Genomic DNA, 24957 nt, shown 5'->3' with positions numbered 1-24957 from the left:
CAAACGAAACGGCCTAGTCGCCGGTCGTGCCGTCGAGCATCTCGCGCAGGATGTCCAGGTGGCCGTTGTGGCGGGCCGTCTCCTCGGTGAGGTGGAGGAGGATCCAGCGCAGGTCGACGTGGAGGCCGTTGCGGACGGCTCGCCGGGCCTGCTTGTCCAGGCCGCTCCCGGCGACCAGTTCGCGGTAGTGGGCGCTCTGTTCGGCGTATTCGTCGAGCAACTGGGTGAGCGGGAAGTCGACGGCGATACGCATCTCGCGATCGGGGTCCTCCTTGGTCCAAGGGCCCCGGTCCTCCTCGCCGAGGAAGACCACTTGGAACCAGTAGTACTCGACCCAGCGGAGGTGGTTGATCACTCCGCTCATGGTCATCAGTGGTGAGCCCGGCAGGAGCGCCTTGCGTGCGTTCTCCGCAGAGACGCCATCGCATTTGGCGCGGGCGGTGTCACGTGCGTAGTCGAGAAACGTGGTGAGCTGGGTGCGTTCGTCCCACGAGGGCGGCGTGTCGTCGATTCTGGTCATCGCGCGAAGCGTCCCCGATCACCGCGACCGATGTCGAGGTATTTATCGACGGACCCAACCTGCTCCGCCCAGCTCCTTCTCCAGCGGGTCGCACACCGATTCAGCACCGGTGGCCTGCCCGGCATGATCCGCCGGACAGGCCCTGGATGCATGAGTGCGATGTCCCGGCAAACGCATGGTCGCTGAACATCCGGAAGTCCGTCCCGGCAGTCCAGTGTGATCAAGATGCCCGGCAGCCGACATCACCAGGGCGCTAACCTCCAACTGGAGCCGAGGAGGGGCAGTGGCACTGGGGAAGAGGGGGAGCCGACGCATCGTCGTGGACGGGGTGACCTACCGGTGGCGACTCCGTCGGCGGCCGACCTACAGTCAGGCACTGTGCTGGTCGCCTTGCACCTACGCCGCCGAGCGCGCTGAGCAACACGGGGCAATTCTGGTGGTCATCACTGATCAACCACACCCCGGTAACTGGCTCAGCAGGCAGGCCGCCCCGGTCCGGCCTGCTGACGTCGCGAACCACCTCCGCATCGCCCTGGCCCGAGGATGGAGACCGACGCACCCCGGTTCACCCTTCGAGCTGGACCTCTCCACTGGCTTCGTATCCAGCCCTTGAGCAGTGGCAAGGCACCCGCCTGCCATCATCTCGGGATGGCCCCAGCTCTTCCCCGCACGGTCCGCGCTGTCGACACCGACCAGCTCCTCGCCCTGGAACAAGAGGCCGCCACATGCGGCTTCAGCCAGCGGCTCCCGGTCGACTGGCTCCAGGAGCATCTGGCCGCAGAGGCGACCCACTACCTGTTCCCCACAGTCGTGCATCAGCTCCGCCACCGTCCCGAGGTGTCGCCACAGTGGAGATGCCCGGTGTTGCTACGGGTCAGGACCGGCGAACAGGTCTGGGGCCTGCTCGACGTCCTTCCCGACACCTTCGACAAGATCCCGGAGACCCTGGGCCCGGATTCCAAGAAGGACATCGCCAGCCGCATGGAGCACGCCGTGACTCAGCGCGAGTGGGCAGAACGGATGGCTGCTGATGTCGTTTCTGAGGACGTGCCACGGAACTGAGACACAGGCGCGCGGACATGGGCTGACGCGTTTTGGTTGGCTGGTGAGCGTTGTGTTGGGCTGGTTGGGCATGGCTCATGGGCGCCTCGTGCGACTTTTCGTGCCAGGTGGTGCCTGAATGAGTGGCGCGACATCAGGTGCGTGTGCCGAGAGTTCGGACTACTCGCGGTGTTGGTGTCGTCTGGCGCGAAAAGTCGCCCCCGCGAACGGCGTCCGCCGCCGCGTCGGGTGCCGCCTGGGCGGGGGAGTTCGGCAGGATCGGCGGTTTCGATCAGCCTCCGTGTGCGGTGAGTGTGTAGCCCTCGGGGCCCTCGAAGGAGAACTTCGGCCCGAAGGGGCTGTTGGTTATGGGTTCGACGATCTTGATGCCGGCGGCAACCAGCTGGTCGTGGAGCTGACGGGCGTCGGGGGTGCGGAACCAGAGCACCACGCCGAGGCCCGGTTGCGCGGTGTCGGCGAGGCTGACGCCCGGGAGGAGCGCGCGGACGGCGAACGGGATCGGCTCGGTGTCGAACACGATCGCGTGCGGGGGTGAGACCGCGGCTCGACGCAGCCCCAGGTGCTGCTCGCAGAAGGCCGCGGCAGCTTCCACGTCGTGGACCTGCAGGGCGATGAAGTCGGGGCCGTCGATGGCAACAGGCATGAGCTTCCCTCACTGTTTGATGTCAGGACTTTGACATGGAAGGTTAGGGCGCCGCGTCCTTCATGTCAAAATGCTGACATGAAGAAGAGTGTCTCGACGGAGCCGTTCCGCCCGGCGGACGATGTCACCCACCATGTGGGGTACCTGCTCAAACGCGCCCAGGCCGCCCTGCGCGGCGCCATGGACAAAGTGCTGCGCGAGCACGGACTGACCGTGCCGCAGTACGCCACCCTCGAACTCCTGGCCCAGCACCCCGGCATGTCGAACGCCGACCTCGCCCGCGCGACGTTCGTCACCCGACAGTCCGGGAACGTCGTCCTGCGGGGCCTGCAGGAAGCAGGGCTGATCACCCGCCCCGCCACCGCCGACCACGGCCGGGCCCGGCCCGCTCGCCTCACCGAAGAGGGCCAGGCACGTCTCGCCGCGGTCCAGGACGCTGTGTACGCCGTCGAACAGCGCATGGTCGAGGCGATCCCACCCCAGCGCGTCACGGCGCTCCTCACCGATCTCGACCGAATCGCCGTAGCCCTGGAGGACTGATCCGCCAAAGCGGCGGTAAGCCCGAGCATCGCCGTGAGCAGAGCGGCACCTGGGCGGCCGTCACCGCAGCGTGATCTGCGCGCTTCCGATCCGTGCAGCCCCTCCCGCCCACGCGCTCAACTGGCCGATCAAAACGCCCAGTCACATCTGACCATCGACCTCGATAAGAGCCCGCTGCTCGATGCCGACCACGACCCTGTCCGCAGCGCCGACGCGCCCCAACAGCCCGTACGGCGTCGCCGCCGATGCCGACCCGGCGACGACGCCCTGCGGTGCATGCACCAGCGCGGTCGGCACCGCGGGGCGAACCAGGTGAAACTCGCCGAACTGCGGAGACCGCGAGGCAGACCGGCCGTGTGCGTCGTCAGCTCTCCGACGCCGAACATAAAGGTGTTGCGGAAGCCTCGCCGGTCACGGGCGCGGTTCTCAGCGGAGTCCTTCCCGCCGACCTAATGGGCACGGAATTCCGCACCAGTGAGCGCGGTTTCGGGGACTGGGCCTTCCTGGCCAGGGAAGACATCGCATGTGGGGCGGGTGCGCCTGGTCGCCTCTCTGTCCCTTGCTGGCCGTTGTTTGCCGCTGTATCTGGTACGTCAATGGCACGGGTGGGAGACACCGCCTCGGAAGGAGGTGTCCCACGTGGTGGGCGGGCACCGTGCGTCAGGGGCGCTGTCGCGCGGTTCGGCGGTCGGCTCCTGTTGCTCGGCGGATGCGGAGCGTGGGAATCCGGGAGCCAAGCGAAGGTGCGCTCAACAGCCCCACCTGTAGGTGTCTGGTCCGGTTCCGCGGCGAGTGCTGCGCCGGGCGGATGGCGGGCACGATCCCCAGTGCCCACACGCGGTCGCGCGAGAGTTCTGGGTCCTTGACCACGCACTCCTGGGCGCAGTCCCTTCTCGGCTCTTGCCTCGGCGGGTACCCACTCGCGACCGGGCACGCCCCGAGGGCGTTCCTCTCGTAGGCGTACTCACAGGAGGGCTGCAGGCAGGGCTGGTGGCTATCGATCATGTGATCAGGAATATCCGGCTATCAGGGCCGGCTCTCAGCCGCCGCGGCGCACCCGGGCCGCCTTGCGGGCCTCGGCGAGCTTACGGGCCTCGCTGGCCTTGCGGGACTTGCCGCCGGTGCCGCGGGAGGCGTCCTTGCTGGTGCCCAGGCCGCGGAAAGGGGCATTGGTGTTCTTGACCCGGCGTGCGGCGGGCCCACCGTCGAGCGGGGTGCCGGAGGGGGCCTTGGCCCCGGTGATCCGGCTCAGCTCCGCCTCACCCGAGCGCACCTTGGTGGTCGTCGGCTCGATGCCGGCCTCGGCCATCAGGCGGCTCATCTCGCTGCGCTGGCCCGAGAGGACCAGGGTGACGACGCGGCCGGACTCACCGGCCCGGGCGGTGCGGCCCGCGCGGTGCACATAGTCCTTGGGATCGGTGGGCGGATCGACGTTGACCACGAGATCGAGGTCGTCGACGTGCAGGCCACGGGCCGCGACATTGGTCGCCACCAGGACGGTGATCTGGCCGTTCTTGAACTGCGCGAGGGTCCGGGTGCGCTGCGGCTGGGACTTCCCGCTGTGCAGGGCCGCGGCATGCACCCCGCTGACCCGCAGGTGCCGGGTGAGCTGGTCAACCGCGTGCTTGGTATCCAGGAACAGCAGTACGCGGCCGTCGCGGGCGGCGATCTCCGTGACGACGGCATACCGGTCGGGGCCATGGACGATCAGCACATGGTGGTCCATGGTCGTGACCGCGCCCGCGGACGCGTCGACCGAGTGGACGACGGGGTCATGGAGGTAGCGCCGGACCAGGTGCTCGACGTCGCGGTCCAGGGTGGCGGAGAACAGCATCCGCTGGCCGTCGCGGAGCACCTGGTCGAGCACCTCGGTGACTTGTGGCAGGAAGCCCATGTCGCACATCTGGTCAGCCTCGTCGAGGACGGTGATCCGAACCCGCCCCAGGTGACAGGCCTTGCGCTCGATGAGGTCGTGCAGGCGGCCGGGGGTGGCGACGACGACCTCGGCTCCGGCGCGCAGCGCAGCGGCCTGCCGGCCGATCGACATGCCGCCGACGACCGTGGCCATCCGCAGCCGGAGCGCCTCGGCATACGGGGCGAGTGCTTCGGTGACCTGTTGGGCCAGCTCCCGGGTTGGCACCAGGATCAGGGCGAGGGGCTGCTTCGGCTCGGCGCGCCGCCCGGCCGTCCGTGCCAGCAGTGGCAGGCCGAAGGCGAGGGTTTTGCCCGATCCGGTGCGCCCGCGCCCCAGGACGTCGCGTCCCGCGAGGGCGTTGGGCAAGGTGGCTGCCTGGATCGGGAAGGGCTCACGCACGCCGCGCTCGGTGAGCGTTCGCAGCACCTCGGCCGGCAACTTCAGGTCAGCGAAGGAGGCGACCGGGGGCACCGTCGGGGGAAGGGGCACGGGCTGGTCGAGGTCGCCGTGCGAGGTGGCGAGGTGGTCCGGGTGGTTCATGAAGAGCCTTCCGTATGCGGAACGTACCGAGGAAGGCCCGGCAGGAAATGAGCAGCCGACGAACAATGGGAACCGGACTGGCGGACTTGCCAGCCGTCACAGCCGTCCAAAAGTTTGAGGCTAACACAAAGTGGTCGGTGACGCGACACAGACTCTCGTTCAGCTCCGGGTGGAAGACGTGGCGGCGCCGGAGGTCGAACCGGTACGGGCTGATGCCATTAGGCCGGTCTCGCCAGCCTCGCGCAGCGCCGCCGCCTCGGGCGTCTCGCCCTCCCGGAGGCTGCCGGCCGGAACCTGGATGCCCACCTCCTCGTAGCTGAAGTCGGTGTGCCGGAACACCAGCAGCTTTCCGTCGCGCACGACGTAACAGAGCACCTCGTCCTTGGTGACCCTCTGGGGCAAGGACCCACCCCTCTCCATCCGTCGGAACCGGGCGCGCAACACCGCGGCGCGTCCCGAGGCCAGGGCGAACAGCTGCGTGCACCCCCAGGTGACGGGCAAGCCGAACGGGGCCGTGCGACAGACTCCGGTCTCGGTATCGGCGTCGACCAAGCTCAGGTAGCAGGTGGGCAGCTGCCGGGTGATCCGGATGGACATCCGGCCGGGGAGCCTCTCGGCATGGAAGCGCTGGGCAACCGCCAGCAGCTCCGGGGCCGAGGCCGCCACCCGGCCCGGCACCTCGCTGTTCATCGACCACCCCGCCCGTCACGGCACCAGGTAGGGCGGCTCGGGATCCTTGAGGGGATCGGGGAGTTGGATCACGGGAATCGGCTTGTTGTGCGGCCAGCCGTTGGACGCGTCGTCGAAGCTGAGCTCTCCGCTCGCCGCAGGGACGGTGCTCGCGTCGTGCAGGTTCGTGAGTTCGTTGTACACGTCCTGGACGTCGGGCGCCTCGCTGGCCGTCTGACCGGTGACATTGCGGGTGGCCCAGACCGCGGTCAGTACGGCGTCGTGGTGCATGATCGCGTATCCATCGTCCATCACCGAGTCATCGAACTTCAAATCCCGCAGGGCCTGGAGGAAGGGCTTGAAGCCGGCTGGGGCGTGGACGCCGCTGGTCCACTGGTCGGGACTGGTCGCCGAGACGTCGACAACGGTGATCTTGTTGGCATGGAGCAGACCCCGCACCGACGAGCCCTGGGCGAACGTGCCGGTCGCCCCGGTCATGACGGTGATCGGCTTGTCGTGACCGCATTGGCTGCGCGTGGACAGGGCGCGGACGAAGTCGGCGAGATCGCGGTCGCGCCCGGCGTAGAAGATCAATTGCGTCTTGGTCAGACAGATGTTGTTGACGGCACGTTGGAAGAGCTTCGGAATGCCGGCGGCTTTGTGCCCCGTCGTGCCGACGAACGAAGCGCGCCGCCGTCCGATGTAGTCGCCGAATACGTCGTCGAACGCCTTGCGCAGGGTTTTTACGTAGTTGTCGTCCCGGCTGTCGAAGACGAGGTAGCCGCGCTGCTTCGCCAGCGGGGATCCGGTCAGGAAGCGCCGGAGTGCCTTGGCGTAGTCGACGTTGGACGGGGACACCTTGAACAGACGTGGCGAGTTGAGATCGGTGGCGGTCAGCACCGCGCCGATCGTGGGGATCTTCAGTCGGCTGAGTTCGTCGGCCGCCGCCTGGGTCTCCGGGATGCTGACGCCCATACCCGTGACCGCGACCAGCGGATGCTCGCCCTTGGTCAGCTCGGACAGCTGTTTCACCACCGGCTGCCAATGGGTTTCGTCGCGGCCCTCGTTGGCCAGGACAAGCTCGATCTGCGGGGTCTTGCCCTGGATGCCGAGGGACCTGGCCGCGGGCAGCTGAGGGCAGCCGTTCGCCCGGCACTGCGCGATGAAGGAGCCTTCCAGGCTGGTGAGTATTTCCTTCATGGGCAGCGCGCTGGTGTCGCTGTCCGTCATGGGCGTCAGGACGGCGACCTTGACGTAGGGGACGCGGCTCTTGCCCTTGTCGGGCTTCTCCCACTGCTGACGGACCCGTTGGTTCTCCTGCACGATCCGGTCGGTGATCCCCTTGAGCTGCGGATCGAAGGTGTACGCCGTCTCGTCCATGAGGCCGACGCACTCGCGCTGCGTGCCCTCGCCGGCCCAGTGCAGCCCGGGAACGCCCGCCGCGCAGCTGGTGTCCTCCTCGGCGGGCCAGAAGTACCACAGTCCGCCGGCGAGGAGGATGAGGGAGAGCGCCAGGGCGCCGAGACCCTGCCACCCCTTCCACCACGGGGGCAGTGGGTCGGCCGGTTGCGGGGTCAGATGCATGGTGCCAGCTCCTAGGGGAGGAAATGCTCCGGTGCGCTCACACGTACTTCGCGGCCTCGTGCATGAGCCCGATCCGGGTGGGAACGGAGCGCATGGCCAGGTCCTGGAACATCGCGTTGATGGTGCGGTTGAGCTCGGGGTTCGCGCCGGGCAGCCGATTGCGTGGATCGGCCGCCAGCCACAGCGAGAGCACCAGCAGGGTCAGGGGCGTGTGCGCCGCGAACGCGCGCGGCGCGAGCTCCGCGGCCAGTTCCTCCGCCCGCAGCGTGGCGGACTGCTCCGGCAGCACCGGTTCCCGCAGCGGTGCGGCGGTGATGGTGTACAGCTCGTACAGCCAGACATTGGTGTCGGAGAGTTCGACCAGGCGCTGGGCGAGGTGCTCGATGGCATCGTCCACCCGGTGCAGCGCCAGTGAGTGGTACAGCACTTCCAGCGGGTGGCCGTGCTCGATGTGCCAGGTCCGCAGCTTTCCGTGGACGGCGTTCCAGCGGTCCGGGCTGGCGGCGAGCTCCCGCAACAGCAGCAGGCGGAGCCACGGGTGCAGCACCGAGCTGCCCCGCAACGGGTTCGGGTGGACCCGTTCCAGATATCCGGAGCCGCGGCCGCCACGGGTCTCGGCATCCTGGGAGACGGGGTCGGTCAGCCATAATCGGGTCGCGACGACCCGGGCCAGCGAATCGCGGGTGTGCAGCTGGAAGCGCTCGAGGAGCCCCGCGTCGCACGCCGCGTCGAACTCGCGGGCGGCACAGCACTCGACGAGCGCACGACGCTGGTCGTCGGTCAGATCGCGGAGCAGATACTCCCGCGCCTCCGCCTCCAGCGACGGTCCCTCGTCGGCGTCCGCCGCGGCCGGTGTGGTGCTGGAGAGCACCGCGCGCAACAGCGCCTCCGGCCGCTCGCGGCCCACGATGCGGGCCGAGGCGGTCAGCAGCTGCCGGACGCTCCAGGGATGCCCGTCGGTCAACCGGTGGGCGAGCAGTGGTGCATCCGGCAGCCGCGCGGTGATGTTCGTACCGAGCTGGGCGGTCTCCCCGGCCGTGAGACCGCGCAGCTGGACGCAGTACCAGCGCCAGGAGCGGTTCGGCGGCGGGTCGGGGACGGACCGTGACCAGTCGGTGTAGCCGGCCTGTTCGGGGAAGCGGAGCTGAACGCCCGCCGGTCCGTTCGCGAACATTCCCGGCACCCGGCCGACGTTCGAGGCCGCGGCCACGGCGAGCAGCGGATCAGGCTCGCCGGCGGCGTCCCGGAGTTCCATCAGCAGGTCGAGAAACTCCCGCCCGCCGGGAGCATCGATGTTGTCCAGCAACGCGACGCAGTTGCGGTCGCGTTGGCGTCGTGCGTACTCGCCGCGCAGATCGGCCAGGAACGCCTGGCACAGCCGCCGGTCCACCTCGGCCCGGTCCACCGGATCCTCGCTCTTGCTGAGCTGGTTGAGTTCGACCAGGGCGTCCATCGCGGCCAGCGGACCGGCGTACCAGGCGAATCCGGTGTGCCGGGTCACCCGCAGCGGCATGCTGGGCGGCTGCCGGATGAGGCTGGCCAGCAGGCTGATGCCGGGGATCCGGAGGAGGTTGAGGTCCTGCAGCAGCCCGGCGACCGCGACGACCCGCTCGGCCGCGGGCTGGGGTTCCTGGGGCCCGCGCAGCGCCTGGCGCAGCTGCTTCCTGGCCCGCTCGGGGTCCGTCGGGTTGAGGAACAGCTCGGGCGCCACCACGAACAGGCCGAGCGTCAGCCGCGGGAAGAGCAGCGGGGCCTGCCGAGGAAGACGGTGGGACAGCCCGTAGGCGAGGCGGCCGGCGACCTCATGGGGGCGGCGCGCGGCGGAGCCGAAGTCGAAGTACACATGGGGACGCCGCGAGCCGAGGTAGCCGAGCCATTTCAGGGTGCTGGTCTTGCCGCTGCCGTGCGGTCCGACCAGGACGACCGCGGGGAGCCCGGGCCCCGTCGGCGTAGTCCTGTTGTCCTGTACGCGGGTGCGGCACTCCTCGTAGAGGGCCTCGATCCCCTGAATGCCCAACGGACGCTCCGCCACGGCTCATCCCCCTGTTCCGGCCAGCGCCATGAGCGCTGGCTGATTACAGAAGGTTGGCACGCGTACGCGCAACGTGCCACCGGTTCACCCAAGGTGCCGCCGAGCGAACTGCCCTTGAGCTCAGGCTGTGTCGCCCTATTAGGGCCCCCTCCAGCGGCACATCGAGAATGTGGTTTCACGCCATCTGATGTCGGTCGTGTCGCTGGACGACAAGGCTGATCTTGTCGACTGAGAGCGGCAACGGTCCGGGTCCGTTATCACTCAGTCACCACTTCATTGGAAGGCGCACCACATCGCCTACGGCGTACGCGATCGTCCCGTGCAACCGGCCGCCTGTCGCCTCGGCGGTGGTGTCAGCAGTCAGCTGCCATAGTCGACGGGATGCTAGGAGAGTGATGTACGAACGCTACGGCCCTCCCTCTTTGAGGGTGCGGAATGTGAGCCGAATCAATTCCTCGACGCGGCACAGCCTGGGCAGACGCTCGCTTTCGGGGTGAGACGTCCGTTGAGCGTGCACTTCGGGCCCTGTGGGCTGGCCGTTGGCCAGTCCTGGCAGGGGCTGCGAAAGACGTCTGGTCGGCTGGTGGGTGGTGCGCCAGCGAGCCCAGCGGTCGACTCCGGTGCCCGACTGCCGCCGAGCGGCACTTGCGGCCGGTCGGCAAGGACGGCCTGGTCGCCTTCGGCGGCAACTTCTACTCGGTGTCCGCCCGCAAGGTTCGTCCCCGCCAGCTGGTCGAGATCCGTGCCACGAAGTCGCAGGCCATGCTGCACTCCACTGCCCTGGCACGGACGGCGGGACGCTGCTGGCGAGGCATCCGCGGGCGGTCGGCCGCTGGAACGAACCGAGGCGAACCTGACTTCCAGGTGATCTGGAAGCGTTACGAGAAGGGCTCGATCATCCTGACCTCGAACAAGAGCCTTCAGCGAATGGGGACAGGCGTTCGGCGACGAGGTCCTGGCCACCGCCATCCTCGACCGCCTCGTGCGCCACTGCGACGTGATCTCCATCAACGGCCCCAGCTACCGCCTGAAGAACCGCCTCAAGGCCATCGAGCGAGAGACCGAAGTCGCTTAGGCGCTGCCGCCCAAAGACCACGGGGCACTCTCTAGTGGCGGCGGGCCAGCAAGTGGGCGTCGAGGAAACCCCGCTCGGAGGCCGGGTCGTGGAGCAGCCGGGCGAATGTGGCGAGCCCGGCCTCGGCCAGCAACTCGGCGAACCGGTCCGCCGGCCAGCTATAGGCGGGAGTCACCTTGTGGTCGAAGCGGACCGGCTCCGGTCCGTCGGTCGCGAAGAACGAGACCAGCAGCAGGCCGCCCGGTGCCAGGACACGCACCTGCTCGGCGAGCAGCGCGGGCAATTCTTCAGGCGGGGTATGGATCATCGAGTAGTGGGCCAGCACGCCGCCGAGCGCGCCGTCCTCGACCGGCAGGTCCTCCATCCGCGCCTCGTCGAACCGCAGCGCCGGATGGGCCCGCCGGGCGTGGTCGACCATGCCGGGGGAGAGGTCGAGCCCGAAGGCGTCCAGCCCCAGGTCGTGCAGCATGGCCGTGAGATGTCCAGGACCGCACCCAACGTCCGCTGCCCGCGGGTTCCCCGTCCCGCGCACCAGCTCGGCGAAGGTGCCGATCATGTTCCGTGAGAACGGCTGCGTCTCCAACCGATCAGCGAACAGCGACGCATACAGCTCAACGACCCCGTCGTAGGCCACCCTGGACTCGTCCTGGTACTCCGTCACGGGGAAGGAAGCTAGCATCCGCGCACGTTCGCAGCTTCTCCGGCCCCGTGCCGGGGACAGGCCGTAACAGCTCTGCACATTCATCTGTACGCGGCTCTGCACTTCAGCTCATACGCCGACACCGGGACCTGTTCGGCGAAGGTTCGCCGTTCGCACGAGGGATCCGCGCAGGCGAACCACCGGATGTGCAGGCACAGCACCACGCGCCGCCCCGCACTGGGCCGATCAGCGGGAAACCGCAGATAGGAGCCGTGCACGCGGCTCGACCAGGCAGCACATCCAGGACACAGAGCGCCGGCGGTCCGGCATCTGATCCCCATGCGGATCGCCTCATGCGGATCGCCTCGTCGTGGTCTTCCCCCGACGCCACCGCGGTCTCTGGGGCGGACAGAAACAGCAGTTCCTCCAGGCGGAGCATGACCTCGTTCACCGCGCAGAACTGCCAGCCACGACCTGGCCGCGGACGGCTGTTTTCGGGCGACCCCTCAGAGCCATCACCAAGAGCAACCGTCACACGGGGTTCGCGCTCCGTAGAAGTTGAGCCAGAACCTGACTGTTCTGGCCCGCTTCCGTGCAGGGCTGACTGACCATAATGTCATGTGCTCACGGCGCTGGCCGGGGTATGACCAGCAGGAGGAGGCCTCATTGATTCAGTACTACGACCTGGATGACCAGACCCTGTGGAACCCGTCCAACGGGGTCTCCCGGTTGTTTATGAGCCAGGTGGGCGTCTATCAAGCCGAACTGCGTATGCCGTCCGGCATCGGAGCCATGCAGGCTGACGAGTGCCCTTTGTCTCAGGGCCCGGGCTCGGCAACCAGATCTTCCGCGGGATCTCCAGCCTGGGCAGTGCGAACACGCTCAACGAAGTACTGTCGGGGACACTCGGAATCGTCGTCCCAGCCCAGCCGTTCGACGCCGGGTAGGTATTGATCGGACGGCTCACCATCTCACGGGGGATCCGTGGCTGACTCTGCCGAAATCGTCGAACCGACCTCCCCAACGTCCGGCACCGCGGGCCCCGGCGGATCCACCCGATCCGCCCGATCGGCCGGGCCCGACCGGCCGGCCGCCGCCAGCGCGCGTATCCGGCTGGACAACCTCACTAAAAACTATCCGGACAGCCAAGCCCCGGCCGTGGAGGGCGTGACCCGGGACGACGCGGCCGACGAAACCGTGATCCCTGTGGGGCCCTCGGGCTGCGGCAAGAGCACCACCCTGAAGATGATCAACTGGCTGGTCGAGCCGACCTCGGGGCAGCCCACCATCGGCGGTGAGGACGTCACCGGCATCAAACCCGTGGCGCTCCGCCGCACCATCGGCTACGCCATCCAGGCCACGGGGCTCTTCCCGAACATGACCGTCACCGAGAACATCGGGCTCGTACCGAAGATGGCCGGCCAGCCCCGCGCGAGGGCGCGGGACCGGGTCGAGGAGATGAGCAACACCGTGGCAGGCCACCGGCCCGGCACTCGTGGAGGCGGCGCGCGGCATCGGGATGTCACCACTGCTGATGCTGTTCCGGGGCGAACTGCCCCTGGCCGTCCCGCTGATCCTGGCGGGCGTACGGACCGCGCTCGTGCTGAACGTCGGCACCACGACGGCGGCCACCTTCGGCGTAGGAGGAGGACTCCGGGACCTGGGTTCCTCCGGCTTCACCGTCCAGCGCATGCCGGTGCTGGTGCTCGGCTCCGTACTGACGGTAGCCATGGCGCTGATCACGGACTGGCTGGGGACGCTCGTCGAGTTGCTGCAACGCCCACGCGGCCTGGAGGTGGACTGATGCGCCTGGCCCAGGTACGGACGGCCGTTGCGGGCGCGGGCGCCCTGCTGCTCGCCGCCGCAGGGCTGAGCGGCTGCGGACTGACCAGCGGCAGCCCGCTGGCCGACTCGGTGCAGCCCGGCTCCATCGGGAAGGGCCGACCGCTTAAGGGCGCCCAACTGACCGTGACCTCAAAGGAGTTCACCGAGCAGATCATCCTTGGCCAGATCATGGGACTGGTCTTCAAAGCGGCCGGCGCGGAAGTCCTGGACCGGACGAACATCCAGGGCTCGATCGGTGCCCGCGAGGCGGTCAAGTCCGGTGCGGCGGACGGGATGTACGAGTACACCGGCACGGCCTGGATCACCTACCTCGGTCACACCAAGCGGGTCGTCGACCCGCACGAGCAGTGGGAGGCCGTACGCGAGGAGGACCGCCGCAACGGCATCACCTGGCTGCCCGCCGCCCCGCTCAACAACACCTACGCGCTGGTCGCGAACCAGGCGAATGCGCAGAAGTACCGGCTGCGCACACTCTCCGACGTGGCACGTCTGACGAAGAAAGACCCGGGCGCGGCGACGATCTGCGGCGGAAGCGAGTTCTCGGTGCGCGAGGACGGCCTGCCGGGCGTGGCGAAGACGTACGGGTTCGCCCTCCGGCGCGGGAACTTCAAAAAGATGGACGACGGCGTCGTCTACACCCAGGTCGCCGAGGGCGCGGCCTGCGCTCTCGGTGTGGCGGCCACCACCGACGGCCGCATTCCCGCACTCAAGCTGAAGGTGCTGGAGGACGACCGGCACTTCTTCCCCAACTACAACGCGGCACCCGAGATGAACAGCGCCACAATGAGGAAGTACCCCGCCATCGCCGACCTCCTCACCCCGATCACCAAGCGGCTTACGGGGGCGGAGGCCCAGCGGCTGAACGCGCGGGTGGACGTGGACGGGGAGGACCCGCACGAGGTGGCGAAGGACTGGCTGGTGCGGGAGGGCTTCATCCGGGAAGGCTGACAGACGGATTCGCACGAGCGTCCGAGGAGCAGGAGGAGAGCGCCCGGCCGCTTGCGTAGACGCTGATACTGGCGTACTGCTGGGGCGCCCACTCGGGCGAGACGGGTCGCAACCGAAGCTCGTGCGCACAATCGGGTAATCGTCCGCTGCCGAGGAACGGTGGCTCACGTCAGGGGTGCGGGGATCGGCTCCGCCAGCTTCCCGGCCGACGTCGGCCGCGAGATCCCCACTGCCCTGCTGCCCTCGCGCGCTACTGAACGTTACCGCTGCCAGGATGCTTCCACCAGCAGGCGCCTCGCGTGGCTGTTGCCGGTCTTGGTGATCGGCCCCTGGAACCGGTTCGGGCCGGAGGAGTGCTCGCTGGGCACCAGCCCGAGGCAGGCGCAGATGGTCGCGCCGGTGAACCGGTGCCAGTCACCGACCTCAACGGCCAGGCCGAACGCGGAGAGTGTGTCGATTCCGCGCAGGCAGGCCAGTCGGCGGACGGTCGGGGACCATTCGGGACGGGCGGCCGCTCTGGTGATGCGCTGGTCCAAACGGTCACGCATCGTCTCCAACGCCAGGACCTCCTCGTATCCGTTGTCGAAGGCGAATGGGGTGTCTGCGTCGTCGAACCGCTGCTTGGGCAGCCACTCGTGGTGGATGCAGGTCCAGCCCGTGCCGCCACGCCGGGTCGACCGCGGGTGTAGGGGCGTATGGCCAAGGAAGAGGTACGCGAGCAGTGCCGCCTCAAAGAACGTCTGTCAACTGAGCGGGAATTCAGGGGAGTTCTCTGCAGTGCTCGCTCCGGCTGCATCCTCGGGCGCGTGCTGCTGAATCCCGGCGAGGAAGACGCGCAGGCCGTAGGAGAACCGCTCGCCGGGGTCAGCGGCGGCCAGTGTCCTTAGTCCCGTTGCCAGTGGGTCGTGGGTGTCCAGCCCGGCGGCCGCCAGGCGTGCCGTCCAGTTGTCACCGGCCGGCATGCGGTACTGGGCCTGTTCCTCGATGGTGTGGCCGAGGATGAAGTAGAACACCGCGAAGGTGATCTCCCAGGCACGCTCCGGCGGGAATCCGGCCTCGGCGAGGACCTGCGCCGCACGCCGGCTCACGGCCATCGTGTGCGGTCCGGGGGCGAAGGTTCCGGAGACCACCCGAGCGCCGTCGCGGCGGCTCAGCAGCGCTGTGTGCAGCCGCTCACCCAGAAGCTCCAGCTGATCGACCCATGGCAGGTGGGGCGGTAGCGGCGCGTCGACCCGTTCCAGCAGTTGGTCGGCCATCGCGTCCAGAAGTGCCTCCTTGTTGGGGAAGTGGCGGTAGAGCGCACCAGCTTGGACGTCGAGCGCGACGCCGAGCTTACGCATGGTCAGGCCGTCGAGCCCCTCGGCATCGAGGAGGTCGAGGGCTCCAGCTACCACATTGGCCCGGCGCAGCATGCGCACGATCCCTTCTTCTCGTAGGCGATTACCGGTGCTCGGTGGTCGCCTTCCGCTTGACAGAGGTCCACCCTATCCCTAGCGTGAACATCGTTCACCGTGAACGTCGTTCACTTTCTTGTGTGTCAGCTTCTTCAAGGAGGGGCCCCAATGAACCAGCCGATCGAGCGTCGAACCCGACTGCCCGACGATCCCGATGCAGTGGCCAGTGCACGGTTATCCGGCCTGGATCCCGAATTGGAAGCCGCTGTCCCGGCATTCCCCCGGGCGGACCTGAGCGATCCCGTCGCCGCGCGCAACAGCCTCGCCCGACTGGCCGCAACCGCGCCCGCCCCCGACACCACCGGCTTGGAGATCGAAGAACACACGGTGGACGGCGATCCGCCGGTGCCGGTGCGGATCTACCGCCCGCGCGGGGCCCGGGGTGCGATCCTCTGGCTGCACGGCGGCGGATTCGTCATGGGCGATCTGGACACCGAGCACCCATGGGCCGTCCGGATCGCCCACGGCTCCGGCGCCGTGGTGATCTCAGTGGGCTACCGCCGGGCCCCCGAGCACCCCTATCCGGCTGCCCTGGACGATACCTTTACCGCGCTGACCTGGGCAACAGACCACGCCGCCGAACTGGGCATCGACCCGGCGCGGATCGCCGTCGGCGGCCACGGCGCCGGCGCGACACTTGCTGCCGCCGCCGCACTGCAGGCACGCGACCGGCAGGGCCCACCGATTCGCTTCCAACTGCTCAACCAGCCCGCGCTCGACGACCGTCAGCAGTCGTGGTCTGCCCGACACTTCACCGCAACTCCGTTCATGACGCGCGAGAAGGTCGCCGCATCATGGCGGCACTACCTGGGCCCGAAAACGAACGCGGCGCCCGTCTCGCCATACGCCGCCCCAGCACGGGCCACGGACCTGTGCGGCCTGCCGGCCGCCCACATCGCCACCGCGCAGTTCGACCCCAACCGCGACGAAGCCATCGACTACGCGCTGCGGCTGCTTCAGGCAGGCGTTCCCGTCGACCTGCACCAGTGGGCCGGCACCTTCCACGGGTCACAAGCGGCGGTGTCCGCCGAGGTGTCCCGGCGGCAGATCGATGAACTCGCCGCAGTCCTGCGCCGCGCCCTGGCCTGAAGCAACCGGCCAGGAACCAGGAACAAACGTTTACCGAGTGAAGGAGAAACCCAACATGTCCATCACCACGATCGATCTCTTCGAGTCCTTTCTGCACCTTCGCCCCGACGGCCAGGTGCACGCCGAGCAGCCGACCTTCGACCCCGACCGGGACAGCTGGCAGGTGATGGCGTTCCACGTGGCCACCGACGCCGACCTCCACGCCGATCATTGGGAAATCCACCCCCATGCGGACGAGGTCGTATCCTGCCTCACCGGCCGGATACGCCTCTGCTTCCGGCCCTTGGAGGCAGAAGCAGAGCAGGAGGAGGTCGAGTTGGCAGCCGGAAAGGCGGCCATCGTGCCGCGCGGACGCTGGCACCGCATCGAACTCCTCGCCCCCGGCGACATCCTGAGCGTCACCCTGCCACAAGGCAGCCGCCTTGAGGAGCGGACCCGCAACTAGCACTCCAGTGAGAAATCGTTGCCTGAGCTGGTTCTTCTTCGGTAGTGGCAGTGCCGGGCGGCGGCCTGGTGACGTCTGCGCCAGTGAGACCAGCTCAGGGCGTGTGCGGTGGGGCCGTTGCGGGGCTCGGGGCGGGGAAGGAGAACGTCCAGGAGTCGCCGGACCTCTGCCATGGTGAGGGGGATGGTGCTGGTGGTGTCATTTCTGCGGCCCCCTTTTCGGAGGCCCTGGCCGCAAGGGCGGCCAGGAAGGCATGGGCGAGCATGGCCAGGGTGATGTGCCGGTAGCAGCCCGGATATCGGCGGACTTCGTACTGGTCCAGGCCGCATTCATTCTTTGCCGCCTGGAAGGCTTGCTCGATCGCCCATCGTGAGCCGGCGACCCGCACCAAGTCGCCGACCGTGGTGCCGTTGGGCGCGTAAGCCATGTAGTAGGGGATCTCGTCCGGCCTGGCCAGGCTGCGGCGGGCCAGCATCCACCGCTCGTGCGTCGGTGCGTCGCCGTCGAAGACGTCGATGGCCGGCAGGCGGGCGGAGGCCCAGTCGGTGTACTTCGTCAGCGCCAACATCAAGGACTTCGGGGATGGCGCAGCGTTCCCCTCGCCGATGGACAAGGATGTCGCCGGCCCGGAAGACCGGTTGCGTCTCCTGCCCACGATCGCGGACGTCGTGGCCAGTTCGCCACCGAGAGAACGACGGACGAAGCTGCTGTGCGCGCGCTCTTGGCGAAGAAGCGGATTCTGAGCCAGCTGTTGAACGCTGCCACAGACGGCGGCTGGATGCCGATGGACGGCTCGTTCGACTGCACGGCCGGGATCGGCCCCGGACGGGATCCGGTGGTTGTGGCGGCCGACGGATGGGTTACGGCCGGACATACCATGGTGGCCGACATTCGGACTGAGCGGTCTCAGCCCGTCAGCGCTGACGTGTTCCGATCGCTGCCTCTGCCGCCAGCACCGATGAATGAGCGGGAAGAGGCCATGTTTCAGACCATCCGCGAGAATCTGGGGGCCCGTTGTACACCCCGAGGTCAAAGTGGTCGCGTCTGCCGCGCGCGTACGAGGGGGCTGTGCTACGGGCTGGAATGCGTCCCGACGTCTCGCTCAAGGTCGATCACGAATCTCCGCCCGGTGGTTGATCACTTCCCCACCCGCTGCCATACGGTGCCGCCGCACCGCTCACCTGGTCTGCCCGTACCAGATGGGCTGCGGCGCGGTCGGCAGAGGCGCACGTACGATGGCCCTTGGATGCTCTCCGGAGAGGTGCGGCCGAGCTGACCGCTTCGCACCTAACCGAGTGTCGGAGGCTGCTCGGCTGGACGGCGTCCCCAGGCCGAGATCAGTGGCGCGAGTGTCAGGTCGAGTTCGCCCGCGTCGATGGCGGCCAGGTGTGCGTCGATTTCGGCGTCGTTGGTCAGGCCGGCCGCGAGCAGCTCGCCGCGCACGTGCCGGATGGTCGCCGCCTCCAGCCGGTCGCAGGCCGGCCCGCCAACCGGGAAAGAGCCCGCCGCGGCGACATCTACCAAGCCGGCCTCACGCAGGGCCCGCGGCAGTGTCCGGCCGTAGCGCAGGTCCGCGCCGCGGCGTGCCAGCAGCTCCCGGACCGCGTCGCGCAGCCGGTTGGCCCGCCGCTGCGCAGGGCCGCTGTCGTCCAGGCATGCCAGTGGCTGCAGAGCGGTATCGGCGTCCTCGATCAGCAGCCAGCCGCCGGGCCGTAGGGCTGCCGTCATCGTGGCCAACGCGCGAGCCCGGTCGGGTACATGGACCAGCACGAGCCGGGCGTGCACCAGATCGAACGTCCCCGGCTCCGGGGGCGGATCAGCGGCGACGTCGTGCTGGCGCACCTCGTACCCGTCGCCTGCCTTCAGCCACGACGGGTCGATGTCCGTGGCCAGCACGTGCCCGGTCGGACCGACGGCCGCCGCGAGCGCCTCCGGGATGCCGGGGCCACCGGCCCCCACTTCCCAGCACCGCGAGCCGGCCCTGACCCCCAGTCGATCGAAGTGCCCGCGCGTCATACCGTCGAACAGCTCGGCCAGCCAAACGAATCGCTCGCCCGCCTCGGCGCGCGCGTTGTCCAGCAGGTACCCGCGGGCGGGAGCGGACTCTGCACCGAGCGCGGTAGTCCCGTCTCTCGGATCCGGTCGGCCATCGACGTGCGGCGGGCGGGGCGAGGAGGTCATGACTACATGGTCAACCTTCCCAGGCCACCAGCGCCACGACGCCGGGAGAGGGATGTCTCACACAGCCGGCGCACCAGGCGCGTGACAGCGCGCTGGCCGGACTGTTGGCTATGGCGGGTTCGACTTCGTACCGGACGCCTTCGATCACGACCTAAAGTCGGGGGCCAGCGGAGCCAGCAGGGCAACGAGGTCAAGGACGCCGGCAAGGCAGCTTTGAAAGGTACCCCCGAGGACCGTGCGAAGTTCCTCGCGGAGGGGCAGTACACGGCGCGCGCGACGGACAACGAGGTCGAGGTCTCGCAGCTCGTCAACTCGGGCGGCCCGGCGGTCAAGGCGGCCGGCAAGGTCGCGCTCAAGGGCACGCCCGACGACATCGCCGAATTTCTCGAAGTGGGGCAGTTCGTCGCGCGAAATCGCGACCAGGAACATGCCACCATCGCCCAGCTGACCGAGCAGGCCACCCTGGCCGGAACGGGACTCCGCGCAGGCGGCCAAGCAGGCCGGTGCCGCCTCGCTGGCCGCGGGCGCGGCCGCTAAGGCTTCTCGCAGCGCCAGCAGCAACGCCAACGCCGCGGCGGACGCGGCCGATGAGGCCAACTCCTACGCAGAGGCCGCAGGCGTCCACTCCAGTGAGGCGAAGGCGGCGGCCGCGGAGACCCGCCGGCACGCCAACGAGGCGGACCGCGCGGCCAACGCCGCCGAGGCTCTGGCCAGCAGGTCCGCCAACGCCGCCGACGAAGCACGCGAAGCTGCGGACTCTGCGGCCACGCATGCCGACAACGCCGCGGCAGCCGCGGAAGAAGCAGCGAAGCACGCCGGTGAATCAGCCAAGGCGGCCGAACAGGCGCCCGCCGGGATGGCCTGGCGAATCCTCTGTGCGCGGTGGGTTACGACGGCGCGCAGCGTCCAGGGCTGGCTGTTGAGCGGGCGACCGGCTTGGGCCGCTACCTGGCTCAGTGGCTCGTCGCCCGGGAGGTGTGTTCGTGGACGTTCACGCTTTCGACACAGACGGGATTCGGTAGCTGCCCATAGGCGGGGGGCGCAAGCATGATTCCGTCGAGACTGCTGCGGTGATTGCTGGTTCAACAGGAGCGTGCGGCCAAAACGGCCCATTGGACGGCCCGACGTGGCAACCCGTCGCTGATGCAGGTCCTCAGGCGGTCAGTGGGAGGAGTCGTGATGCAGCGCCGGCACGCCGGGACGAACTGATGGGGGCGCCTCCTGAAGGCGATCTTGCGCACAGCCGCGTAGGTGATTTCCGCCCTCGCGGCCCGGGGTGCGGCTGACGACACCGCTCTTTCCGAAACATCGCACCTGAGTGAAGCAATATCTGTTCCCGCGAGGTGAGAGTTTGACGGATGATGCAGGAAGAGTTTTTGCTGCAATGGGCGGAGGGGAATTATGTAACGTGCGCAGGCTGTTCCAGCGTGCTACTGTCGATCTCAGTTGCAGTTGTGGTTCCCAAAACTTCGAGTGCCCCCGACCCGGCTTCTGTCGGTCGGGAGCACTTTTGTGAATCCGGTCATTTTCCGGGCGGGGTAATCATCGCGGCGACACGGTGTCCGTACGGTGCGGATTCCGATGTACTGCCCCAAAGGAGATGTGACATGGCTGCTGGTACCGTGAAGTGGTTCAACGCGGAAAAGGGCTTCGGCTTTATCGAGCAGGACGGTGGCGGCGCGGACGTGTTCGCCCACTACTCGAACATTGCTGCGCAGGGCTTCCGTGAGCTGCTCGAAGGTCAGAAGGTCAACTTCGACATCGCGCAGGGCCAGAAGGGCCCGACGGCCGAGAACATCGTTCCCGCCTGACGCTCACGCACAATCTGTAGCTGGGGCCCGCATCCTTCGGGGTGCGGGCCCCAGCTGCACGCATCTCCCGCAGCGGATTCACCCGCGGGACGACGCGGAGGAATCCGCAGTCCAACCACGCGCAGCTGCTCCTTGAGGAGCCAGGCGAATCCTGAAGAGCTGCACCGCGGCCGACGCTCGGATCTCAAGTCCCCATCGCGACACTCATTTCAGCATCTGCGCTCCCGGAGATTTCCTCCAGCCAGATCTGCTTTCTTTTGCCGCCGGTCCATAGAGGGTTCACGCGGTTCACCCGTCCAGCTTTTCCCTCGGCTGTTGTTCCCCGGTGGTCGGAAAACTCGTGGGCTTGAACACTCAGCTTCGCACCCCGCCGTTACCGGCGACGCATGTGAGCGCGGGAAGGGATACGGACACTAATCCGGGGTCAGCACATCCCTCCTTCCTTCGTGGCTTTCCCGCTTAACGTGTGCGACTTCGTGTCGCACCTTGAGCTTGTTGATGCACCGCTCGGCAGTGTTCCGCTTCTTGTAGGCCTCGCGGTCGAAGGACGGTGGTCGGCCGCCGAGCCGGCCAAGCCGCTTGCGGTTGGCGGCCTGGTCGGAGGGCTGCGGGATCACCGCCCGGATTCCGCGTCGTCGCAGATGACGGCGGATCGCCCGGGACGAGTAGGCCTTGTCCGCCAGGACCACGTCCGGCGTGATTCGGGGCCGGCCGATTGGCCGGGGCGCCCGTAAGCGGGTCATGACCTGCTCGAATGCGGGTGCGTCACCGGCCTGGCCGGGCGTGAGGACGAAGGCCAGCGGCGTGCAGCGGCTGTCGGCGGCGAGGTGGATCTTGGTGGTCAGTCCGCCGCGAGAGCGTCCGAGGGCATGGTCGGCCAGCTCGCCGGCCGGGGCCCCTTTTGACGGGCCCCAGTGGCGTGCTGGTGAGCACCGGAGGTCGTGCTGCCGGGCCGTGGCTCAGGCGTCGATGATGACGGGGATGATGAGGGGCTTGCGGCGGTAGGTGCGGAACGCCCAGTTCGCCACGGCGCGGGCGAGGAGCTGTTCGAGTTGGCGCGGGTCCCCGACGCCTTCCTCGGCCGCTGTCGCCAGGGTCTTCTCGATGACGGGGATGACCGGCTCGAAGGTGGTGTCGTCGTGGACGAAGCCGCGGGCCAGGAAGTCGGGGGCCTCGGCGAGGGCGCCGGTGTCCGCGTCCACGATCGCCACCACCGTGACCACGCCTTCCTCCGCGAGGGTGAGGCGGTCCTTGAGGGACGCTTCGGTGGCGCCGCCGACTTCCATGCCGTCCACGTAGACGTTGCCGGCGGGGACCTTGCCGGTGATCGACGCGCGCCCGTCGACGAGGTCGACGACGACGCCGTCCTCGGCGATGACGACCCGGTCGGGGTCGACGCCGGTGCGGATGGCGAGGTCGGCGTTGGCCCGCAGGTGGCGCCATTCGCCGTGCACGGGCATGACGTTACGCGGCTTGACGATGTTGTAGCAGTAGACGAGTTCGCCGGCGCTGGCGTGCCCGGATACGTGCACCTTGGCGTTGCCCTTGTGGACCACGTGGGCGCCCCATCGGGTGAGTCCGTTGATCACCCGGTAGATGGCGTTCTCGTTGCCGGGGATGAGCGAGCTGGCGAGCAGGACGGTGTCCCCCTTGCCGATGCGGATCATGTGGTCGCGGGTGGCCATCCGCGACAGCGCGGCCATCGGTTCGCCCTGGGAGCCGGTGCACACCAGAGTGATCTTGTGATCGGGGAGTTTCTCCAGCTCCTTCGTGCTGACGACGAGACCGGACGGGACCTTCAGATAGCCCAGGTCACGGGCGATGCCCATGTTGCGGACCATGGACCGGCCGACGAAGGCGACCTTGCGGCCGTGCTGATGGGCGGCGTCCAAAACCTGCTGGATGCGGTGCACATGGCTGGCGAAGCTGGAGACGATGACCCGGCGCGGCGCGGTCCGCAACACCTGCTCGATCGCCGGGTTCAACTCCCGCTCGGAGGTGGTGAAGCCGGGCACTTCGGCGTTGGTGGAGTCGGTCAGGAACAGGTCCACGCCCTCCTCGCCGAGGCGGGCGAAGGCGCGCAGGTCGGTGATGCGATCGTCAAGAGGAAACTGGTCCATCTTGAAGTCGCCGGTGTGCAGCACCATCCCGGCACCGGTGCGGATCGCGACCGCGAGGCTGTCCGGGATGGAGTGGTTGACCGCCACGAACTCGCAGTCGAAGGGCCCGAAGCCGCGCCGGTCGTCCTCCCGCACCCGCACCGTGCGCGGCCGGATCCCGTGTTCCTTGAGCTTGGCCTCCAGGAACGCCAGCGTCAGCTTGGAGCCGACGACGGGAATGTCGGACCGCTCACGCAGCAGGTACGGCACGCCGCCGATGTGGTCCTCGTGGCCGTGGGTGAGGACGACGGCCACGATGTCGTCCAGCCGGTCCCGGATGGAGGTGAAGTCCGGCAGGATGACGTCCACGCCGGGTTGGGTCTCCTCGGGGAAGAGCACGCCGCAGTCGACGATGAGCAGTTTGCCGGCGTGCTCGAAGACGGTCATGTTGCGGCCGATCTCGCCCAGGCCGCCCAGGGCGATGACCCGTAGCCCTCCTTCGGGAAGGGGTGGCGCGGCTTTCAATTCGGGGTGCGGATGACTCATACCTTGACGGTACCCGGAGAGCGGAACGAGATGATCCATTGCGTGTGTGATCTCTCCGCCCGACGGAGCGGGGCACCCCACAGCGGCTGCCGGGATGACCTTGCTAGCGGGTGAGACGGCGAGGCCCGCCGAGGAACATACTGACGGGACCTCGATGCGACATACTTTTCCGATGAGTTCACGCACTTCCCCGATCAGCCGGCCGATCACGATACGGAGGGCCGTCGCGCGGGATGCCAAACGGCTCACGCGGCTCGTGCGTGGCTCACGCGCCTACGAGGGCAAGTACGCAGCCGCCGTCGCGGGCTAACGGGTCGGTCCTGATGACATCGAGGCCCACCGCGCCTTTGTGGCCGTCGGCGCCGACGAGCACGGAGGCCGGGTCCTCGGGTTCTACTCGCTCGTCCTCGCTCCACCGGAGCTCGACCTGCTGTTCGTCGCCGACGAAGTGCAAGGACGCGGTATTGGACGGCGGGCGGCGCCTTCCTCCACGGGGGTCTGCCAGAAGGATCCGGGCCGTCGCCACTTGCTATGACAAGCGTGGATACGTCTACCTCGGCACCGTGACCGCTGCTGCCCTCCTGGTCTGGCTCCGGTCGTGATCGCGTACGTGAGCTGCTGAGCGGGCGATCCGCCCTCAGTGCCGGGCGAGGCAGAACGGATGCCCTGCCGGGTCGGCATAGATACGCCAGCCCCGCCTGCCAGAACCGTCATCCAATACCGTCGCCCCCAGGGCCAGCACCTCCTCTTGGGCCTGGTCCAAGTCCGGGACACCGAAGTCCAGATGGAACTGCTGGGGCCGGGACGGTTCGGGCCACACGGGCGGCCGGTAGTCCGCTACCTGCTGAAAGGCGAGAACGAGGCCGGACGGCGTGTGCAACGTCGCCCAGCCGTCGCCGAGTGACCATCGCCGATCTTGCTGATTCACGGCCCCACCGAGCAGCGACTGGTAGAACTCGGCGAGTTCCGACGGATCGGAACAGTCCAGCACCACACACTGCAGGTCAGCGATCATGAGCCGATCCTAAGCGGCCGCCGGGAGTGGACCCTGCCCCCGACGCCCAAGATCGCAGAGACCGACCCTAGTGCCCAGCGTTTGACGAGCCGGGACGTGCCGGGAAGTACAGGTATCAGACCCTGCCCCGTGCCACCGACAATCATGCCGTCGGCATTCTTACGCTTGGTCCGCAGCCAGATGTTTTCGAACTGGATGCAGGGCACTAAGGGTTGTCCCGTAACTGCTGGTCATGGGTGAGATGATCTGGCTGTGTCTGGTGTGATCACGGCGTCGGAGCCGTCCTGGATAGGACCGTTCAGCG

The 24957-nt window shown here is 68.2% G+C and carries 20 protein-coding genes and 8 pseudogenes; 13 read left to right on the top strand and 15 right to left on the bottom strand.

What is annotated here, in order from left to right:
- Positions 1-13 precede the first annotated feature (13 nt).
- On the bottom strand, positions 14-520 hold the full coding sequence (locus IG62_RS0125600) for a DinB family protein (RefSeq protein WP_030807805.1): 507 nt from the start codon (positions 518-520) through the stop codon (positions 14-16).
- 648 nt (positions 521-1168) lie between these two features.
- Between IG62_RS0125600 and IG62_RS0125595 the strand changes: the two genes are divergently transcribed.
- Positions 1169-1582: a hypothetical protein gene (locus IG62_RS0125595; protein ID WP_030807801.1), complete on the top strand. Its 414-nt coding sequence runs from the start codon at positions 1169-1171 to the stop codon at positions 1580-1582.
- 271 nt (positions 1583-1853) lie between these two features.
- Here IG62_RS0125595 and IG62_RS0125590 read toward each other — a convergent pair whose 3' ends face one another.
- Positions 1854-2225, bottom strand: coding sequence for a VOC family protein (locus IG62_RS0125590; protein WP_030807798.1), 372 nt, complete (start codon positions 2223-2225; stop codon positions 1854-1856).
- Positions 2226-2303: 78 nt separating this feature from the next.
- Here IG62_RS0125590 and IG62_RS0125585 point away from each other — a divergent pair, with 78 nt between their 5' ends.
- Positions 2304-2765, top strand: a complete 462-nt coding sequence (locus IG62_RS0125585) for a MarR family winged helix-turn-helix transcriptional regulator (RefSeq protein ID WP_030807795.1) — start codon at positions 2304-2306, stop codon at positions 2763-2765.
- A 141-nt stretch (positions 2766-2906) separates the two neighbouring features.
- Here the strand turns inward: IG62_RS0125585 and IG62_RS47380 are convergent, their stop codons facing one another.
- The 5 genes from IG62_RS47380 to IG62_RS0125560 all read right to left on the bottom strand — a co-directional run bounded on the left by IG62_RS47380 (position 2907) and on the right by IG62_RS0125560 (position 9490).
- Positions 2907-3062, bottom strand: a complete 156-nt coding sequence (locus IG62_RS47380) for a hypothetical protein (protein WP_158795103.1) — start codon at positions 3060-3062, stop codon at positions 2907-2909.
- 742 nt (positions 3063-3804) lie between these two features.
- On the bottom strand, positions 3805-5220 hold the full coding sequence (locus IG62_RS0125575; protein ID WP_030807792.1) for a DEAD/DEAH box helicase: 1416 nt from the start codon (positions 5218-5220) through the stop codon (positions 3805-3807).
- Positions 5221-5379: 159 nt separating this feature from the next.
- Entirely contained in the window at positions 5380-5910 is a 531-nt protein-coding gene (locus IG62_RS49005) for an NUDIX domain-containing protein (protein WP_234326731.1), read from the bottom strand.
- Between the two features lie 15 nt (positions 5911-5925).
- Positions 5926-7473 (bottom strand): ABC transporter substrate-binding protein, encoded by a 1548-nt coding sequence (locus IG62_RS0125565; protein WP_030807789.1) that lies wholly within the window; start codon positions 7471-7473, stop codon positions 5926-5928.
- 37 nt (positions 7474-7510) lie between these two features.
- Positions 7511-9490 (bottom strand): hypothetical protein, encoded by a 1980-nt coding sequence (locus IG62_RS0125560; RefSeq protein WP_051798566.1) that lies wholly within the window; start codon positions 9488-9490, stop codon positions 7511-7513.
- Between the two features lie 835 nt (positions 9491-10325).
- Between IG62_RS0125560 and IG62_RS45130 the strand changes: the two are divergent.
- Positions 10326-10580, top strand: a pseudogene (locus IG62_RS45130) (ATP-binding protein); the annotation flags it as partial.
- A 31-nt stretch (positions 10581-10611) separates the two neighbouring features.
- On the opposite strand, the gene IG62_RS0125550 reads toward IG62_RS45130, so the two are convergent.
- Positions 10612-11241, bottom strand: coding sequence for a class I SAM-dependent methyltransferase (locus IG62_RS0125550; RefSeq protein ID WP_030807782.1), 630 nt, complete (start codon positions 11239-11241; stop codon positions 10612-10614).
- 597 nt (positions 11242-11838) lie between these two features.
- Between IG62_RS0125550 and IG62_RS50245 the strand changes: the two are divergent.
- The 5 genes and pseudogenes from IG62_RS50245 to IG62_RS0125540 all read left to right on the top strand — a co-directional run.
- A pseudogene (locus IG62_RS50245) lies at positions 11839-11970 on the top strand (DUF6086 family protein); the annotation flags it as partial.
- A 62-nt stretch (positions 11971-12032) separates the two neighbouring features.
- Positions 12033-12167, top strand: a pseudogene (locus IG62_RS50240) (ABC transporter permease); the annotation flags it as partial.
- A gap of 298 nt (positions 12168-12465) precedes the next feature.
- A pseudogene (locus tag IG62_RS49915) lies at positions 12466-12636 on the top strand (polyamine ABC transporter ATP-binding protein); the annotation flags it as partial.
- Positions 12637-12694: 58 nt separating this feature from the next.
- A pseudogene (locus tag IG62_RS46570) lies at positions 12695-13024 on the top strand (ABC transporter permease subunit); the annotation flags it as partial.
- Positions 13024-14013 carry a glycine betaine ABC transporter substrate-binding protein gene (locus IG62_RS0125540; RefSeq protein ID WP_030807779.1) on the top strand — a complete coding sequence of 330 codons (990 nt, stop codon included), beginning with the start codon at positions 13024-13026 and terminating at the stop codon, positions 14011-14013. The pseudogene IG62_RS46570 and the gene IG62_RS0125540, both read left to right, overlap by 1 nt.
- Before the next feature lie 260 nt (positions 14014-14273).
- Here the strand turns inward: IG62_RS0125540 and IG62_RS43400 are convergent, their stop codons facing one another.
- Both IG62_RS43400 and IG62_RS0125530 read right to left on the bottom strand, forming a co-directional pair.
- Entirely contained in the window at positions 14274-14561 is a 288-nt protein-coding gene (locus IG62_RS43400; protein WP_234326742.1) for a transposase, read from the bottom strand.
- Between the two features lie 195 nt (positions 14562-14756).
- Positions 14757-15425, bottom strand: a complete 669-nt coding sequence (locus IG62_RS0125530; protein ID WP_063755393.1) for a TetR/AcrR family transcriptional regulator C-terminal domain-containing protein — start codon at positions 15423-15425, stop codon at positions 14757-14759.
- A 225-nt stretch (positions 15426-15650) separates the two neighbouring features.
- Between IG62_RS0125530 and IG62_RS0125525 the strand changes: the two genes are divergently transcribed.
- Both IG62_RS0125525 and IG62_RS0125520 read left to right on the top strand, forming a co-directional pair.
- On the top strand, positions 15651-16556 hold the full coding sequence (locus IG62_RS0125525; protein WP_030807773.1) for an alpha/beta hydrolase: 906 nt from the start codon (positions 15651-15653) through the stop codon (positions 16554-16556).
- A gap of 55 nt (positions 16557-16611) precedes the next feature.
- Positions 16612-17001, top strand: a complete 390-nt coding sequence (locus tag IG62_RS0125520; RefSeq protein ID WP_030807769.1) for a cupin domain-containing protein — start codon at positions 16612-16614, stop codon at positions 16999-17001.
- Between the two features lie 94 nt (positions 17002-17095).
- Here the strand turns inward: IG62_RS0125520 and IG62_RS0125515 are convergent.
- Both IG62_RS0125515 and IG62_RS0125510 read right to left on the bottom strand, forming a co-directional pair.
- Positions 17096-17485: pseudogene (locus IG62_RS0125515) on the bottom strand (IS701 family transposase); the annotation flags it as partial.
- An 803-nt stretch (positions 17486-18288) separates the two neighbouring features.
- Complete coding sequence (locus tag IG62_RS0125510) at positions 18289-19182, bottom strand: methyltransferase domain-containing protein (RefSeq protein WP_078872229.1); 894 nt, start codon at positions 19180-19182, stop codon at positions 18289-18291.
- Positions 19183-19188: 6 nt separating this feature from the next.
- Here IG62_RS0125510 and IG62_RS49650 point away from each other — a divergent pair, with 6 nt between their 5' ends.
- Together IG62_RS49650 and IG62_RS0125500 are read left to right on the top strand one after the other, a co-directional pair.
- Positions 19189-19719 (top strand): ALF repeat-containing protein, encoded by a 531-nt coding sequence (locus tag IG62_RS49650; protein ID WP_267887915.1) that lies wholly within the window; start codon positions 19189-19191, stop codon positions 19717-19719.
- A gap of 1070 nt (positions 19720-20789) precedes the next feature.
- Positions 20790-20993, top strand: a complete 204-nt coding sequence (locus IG62_RS0125500; protein ID WP_003973099.1) for a cold-shock protein — start codon at positions 20790-20792, stop codon at positions 20991-20993.
- Between the two features lie 467 nt (positions 20994-21460).
- On the opposite strand, the pseudogene IG62_RS45105 reads toward IG62_RS0125500, so the two are convergent.
- Positions 21461-21939, bottom strand: a pseudogene (locus tag IG62_RS45105) (IS5 family transposase); the annotation flags it as partial.
- Positions 21940-21952: 13 nt separating this feature from the next.
- A complete protein-coding gene (locus tag IG62_RS0125490) occupies positions 21953-23638 on the bottom strand; it encodes a ribonuclease J (RefSeq protein WP_030807754.1) in 1686 nt (561 codons plus the stop codon).
- Positions 23639-23810: 172 nt separating this feature from the next.
- Between IG62_RS0125490 and IG62_RS48990 the strand changes: the two are divergent.
- Positions 23811-24110: pseudogene (locus tag IG62_RS48990) on the top strand (GNAT family N-acetyltransferase); the annotation flags it as partial.
- 165 nt (positions 24111-24275) lie between these two features.
- On the opposite strand, the gene IG62_RS0125480 reads toward IG62_RS48990, so the two are convergent.
- Positions 24276-24653, bottom strand: a complete 378-nt coding sequence (locus IG62_RS0125480) for a VOC family protein (protein ID WP_030807749.1) — start codon at positions 24651-24653, stop codon at positions 24276-24278.
- Positions 24654-24957: the final 304 nt, after the last annotated feature.

The organism is Streptomyces sp. NRRL S-337 (genome assembly GCF_000720175.1).
Classification (GTDB): Bacteria; Actinomycetota; Actinomycetes; order Streptomycetales; family Streptomycetaceae; genus Streptomyces; species Streptomyces siderophoricus.
The sequence above is the reverse complement of the archived record's forward strand: the minus strand, read 5'-3'. Positions and strand labels throughout refer to the sequence as shown.

Bases quoted from the DNA above. Each gene is read 5' to 3' on its own strand.
- IG62_RS0125600 (WP_030807805.1), bottom strand. From the start codon at position 520: ATGACCAGAATCGACGACACGCCGCCCTCGTGGGACGAACGCACCCAG.
- IG62_RS0125595 (WP_030807801.1), top strand. From the start codon at position 1,169: ATGGCCCCAGCTCTTCCCCGCACGGTCCGCGCTGTCGACACCGACCAG.
- IG62_RS0125590 (WP_030807798.1), bottom strand. From the start codon at position 2,225: ATGCCTGTTGCCATCGACGGCCCCGACTTCATCGCCCTGCAGGTCCAC.
- IG62_RS0125585 (WP_030807795.1), top strand. From the start codon at position 2,304: ATGAAGAAGAGTGTCTCGACGGAGCCGTTCCGCCCGGCGGACGATGTC.
- IG62_RS0125575 (WP_030807792.1), bottom strand. From the start codon at position 5,220: ATGAACCACCCGGACCACCTCGCCACCTCGCACGGCGACCTCGACCAG.
- IG62_RS49005 (WP_234326731.1), bottom strand. From the start codon at position 5,910: ATGAACAGCGAGGTGCCGGGCCGGGTGGCGGCCTCGGCCCCGGAGCTG.
- IG62_RS0125565 (WP_030807789.1), bottom strand. From the start codon at position 7,473: ATGCATCTGACCCCGCAACCGGCCGACCCACTGCCCCCGTGGTGGAAG.
- IG62_RS0125540 (WP_030807779.1), top strand. From the start codon at position 13,024: ATGCGCCTGGCCCAGGTACGGACGGCCGTTGCGGGCGCGGGCGCCCTG.
- IG62_RS43400 (WP_234326742.1), bottom strand. From the start codon at position 14,561: ATGCGTGACCGTTTGGACCAGCGCATCACCAGAGCGGCCGCCCGTCCC.
- IG62_RS0125530 (WP_063755393.1), bottom strand. From the start codon at position 15,425: ATGCTGCGCCGGGCCAATGTGGTAGCTGGAGCCCTCGACCTCCTCGAT.
- IG62_RS0125520 (WP_030807769.1), top strand. From the start codon at position 16,612: ATGTCCATCACCACGATCGATCTCTTCGAGTCCTTTCTGCACCTTCGC.
- IG62_RS0125510 (WP_078872229.1), bottom strand. From the start codon at position 19,182: ATGACCTCCTCGCCCCGCCCGCCGCACGTCGATGGCCGACCGGATCCG.
- IG62_RS49650 (WP_267887915.1), top strand. From the start codon at position 19,189: ATGGTCAACCTTCCCAGGCCACCAGCGCCACGACGCCGGGAGAGGGAT.
- IG62_RS0125500 (WP_003973099.1), top strand. From the start codon at position 20,790: ATGGCTGCTGGTACCGTGAAGTGGTTCAACGCGGAAAAGGGCTTCGGC.
- IG62_RS0125490 (WP_030807754.1), bottom strand. From the start codon at position 23,638: ATGAGTCATCCGCACCCCGAATTGAAAGCCGCGCCACCCCTTCCCGAA.
- IG62_RS0125480 (WP_030807749.1), bottom strand. From the start codon at position 24,653: ATGATCGCTGACCTGCAGTGTGTGGTGCTGGACTGTTCCGATCCGTCG.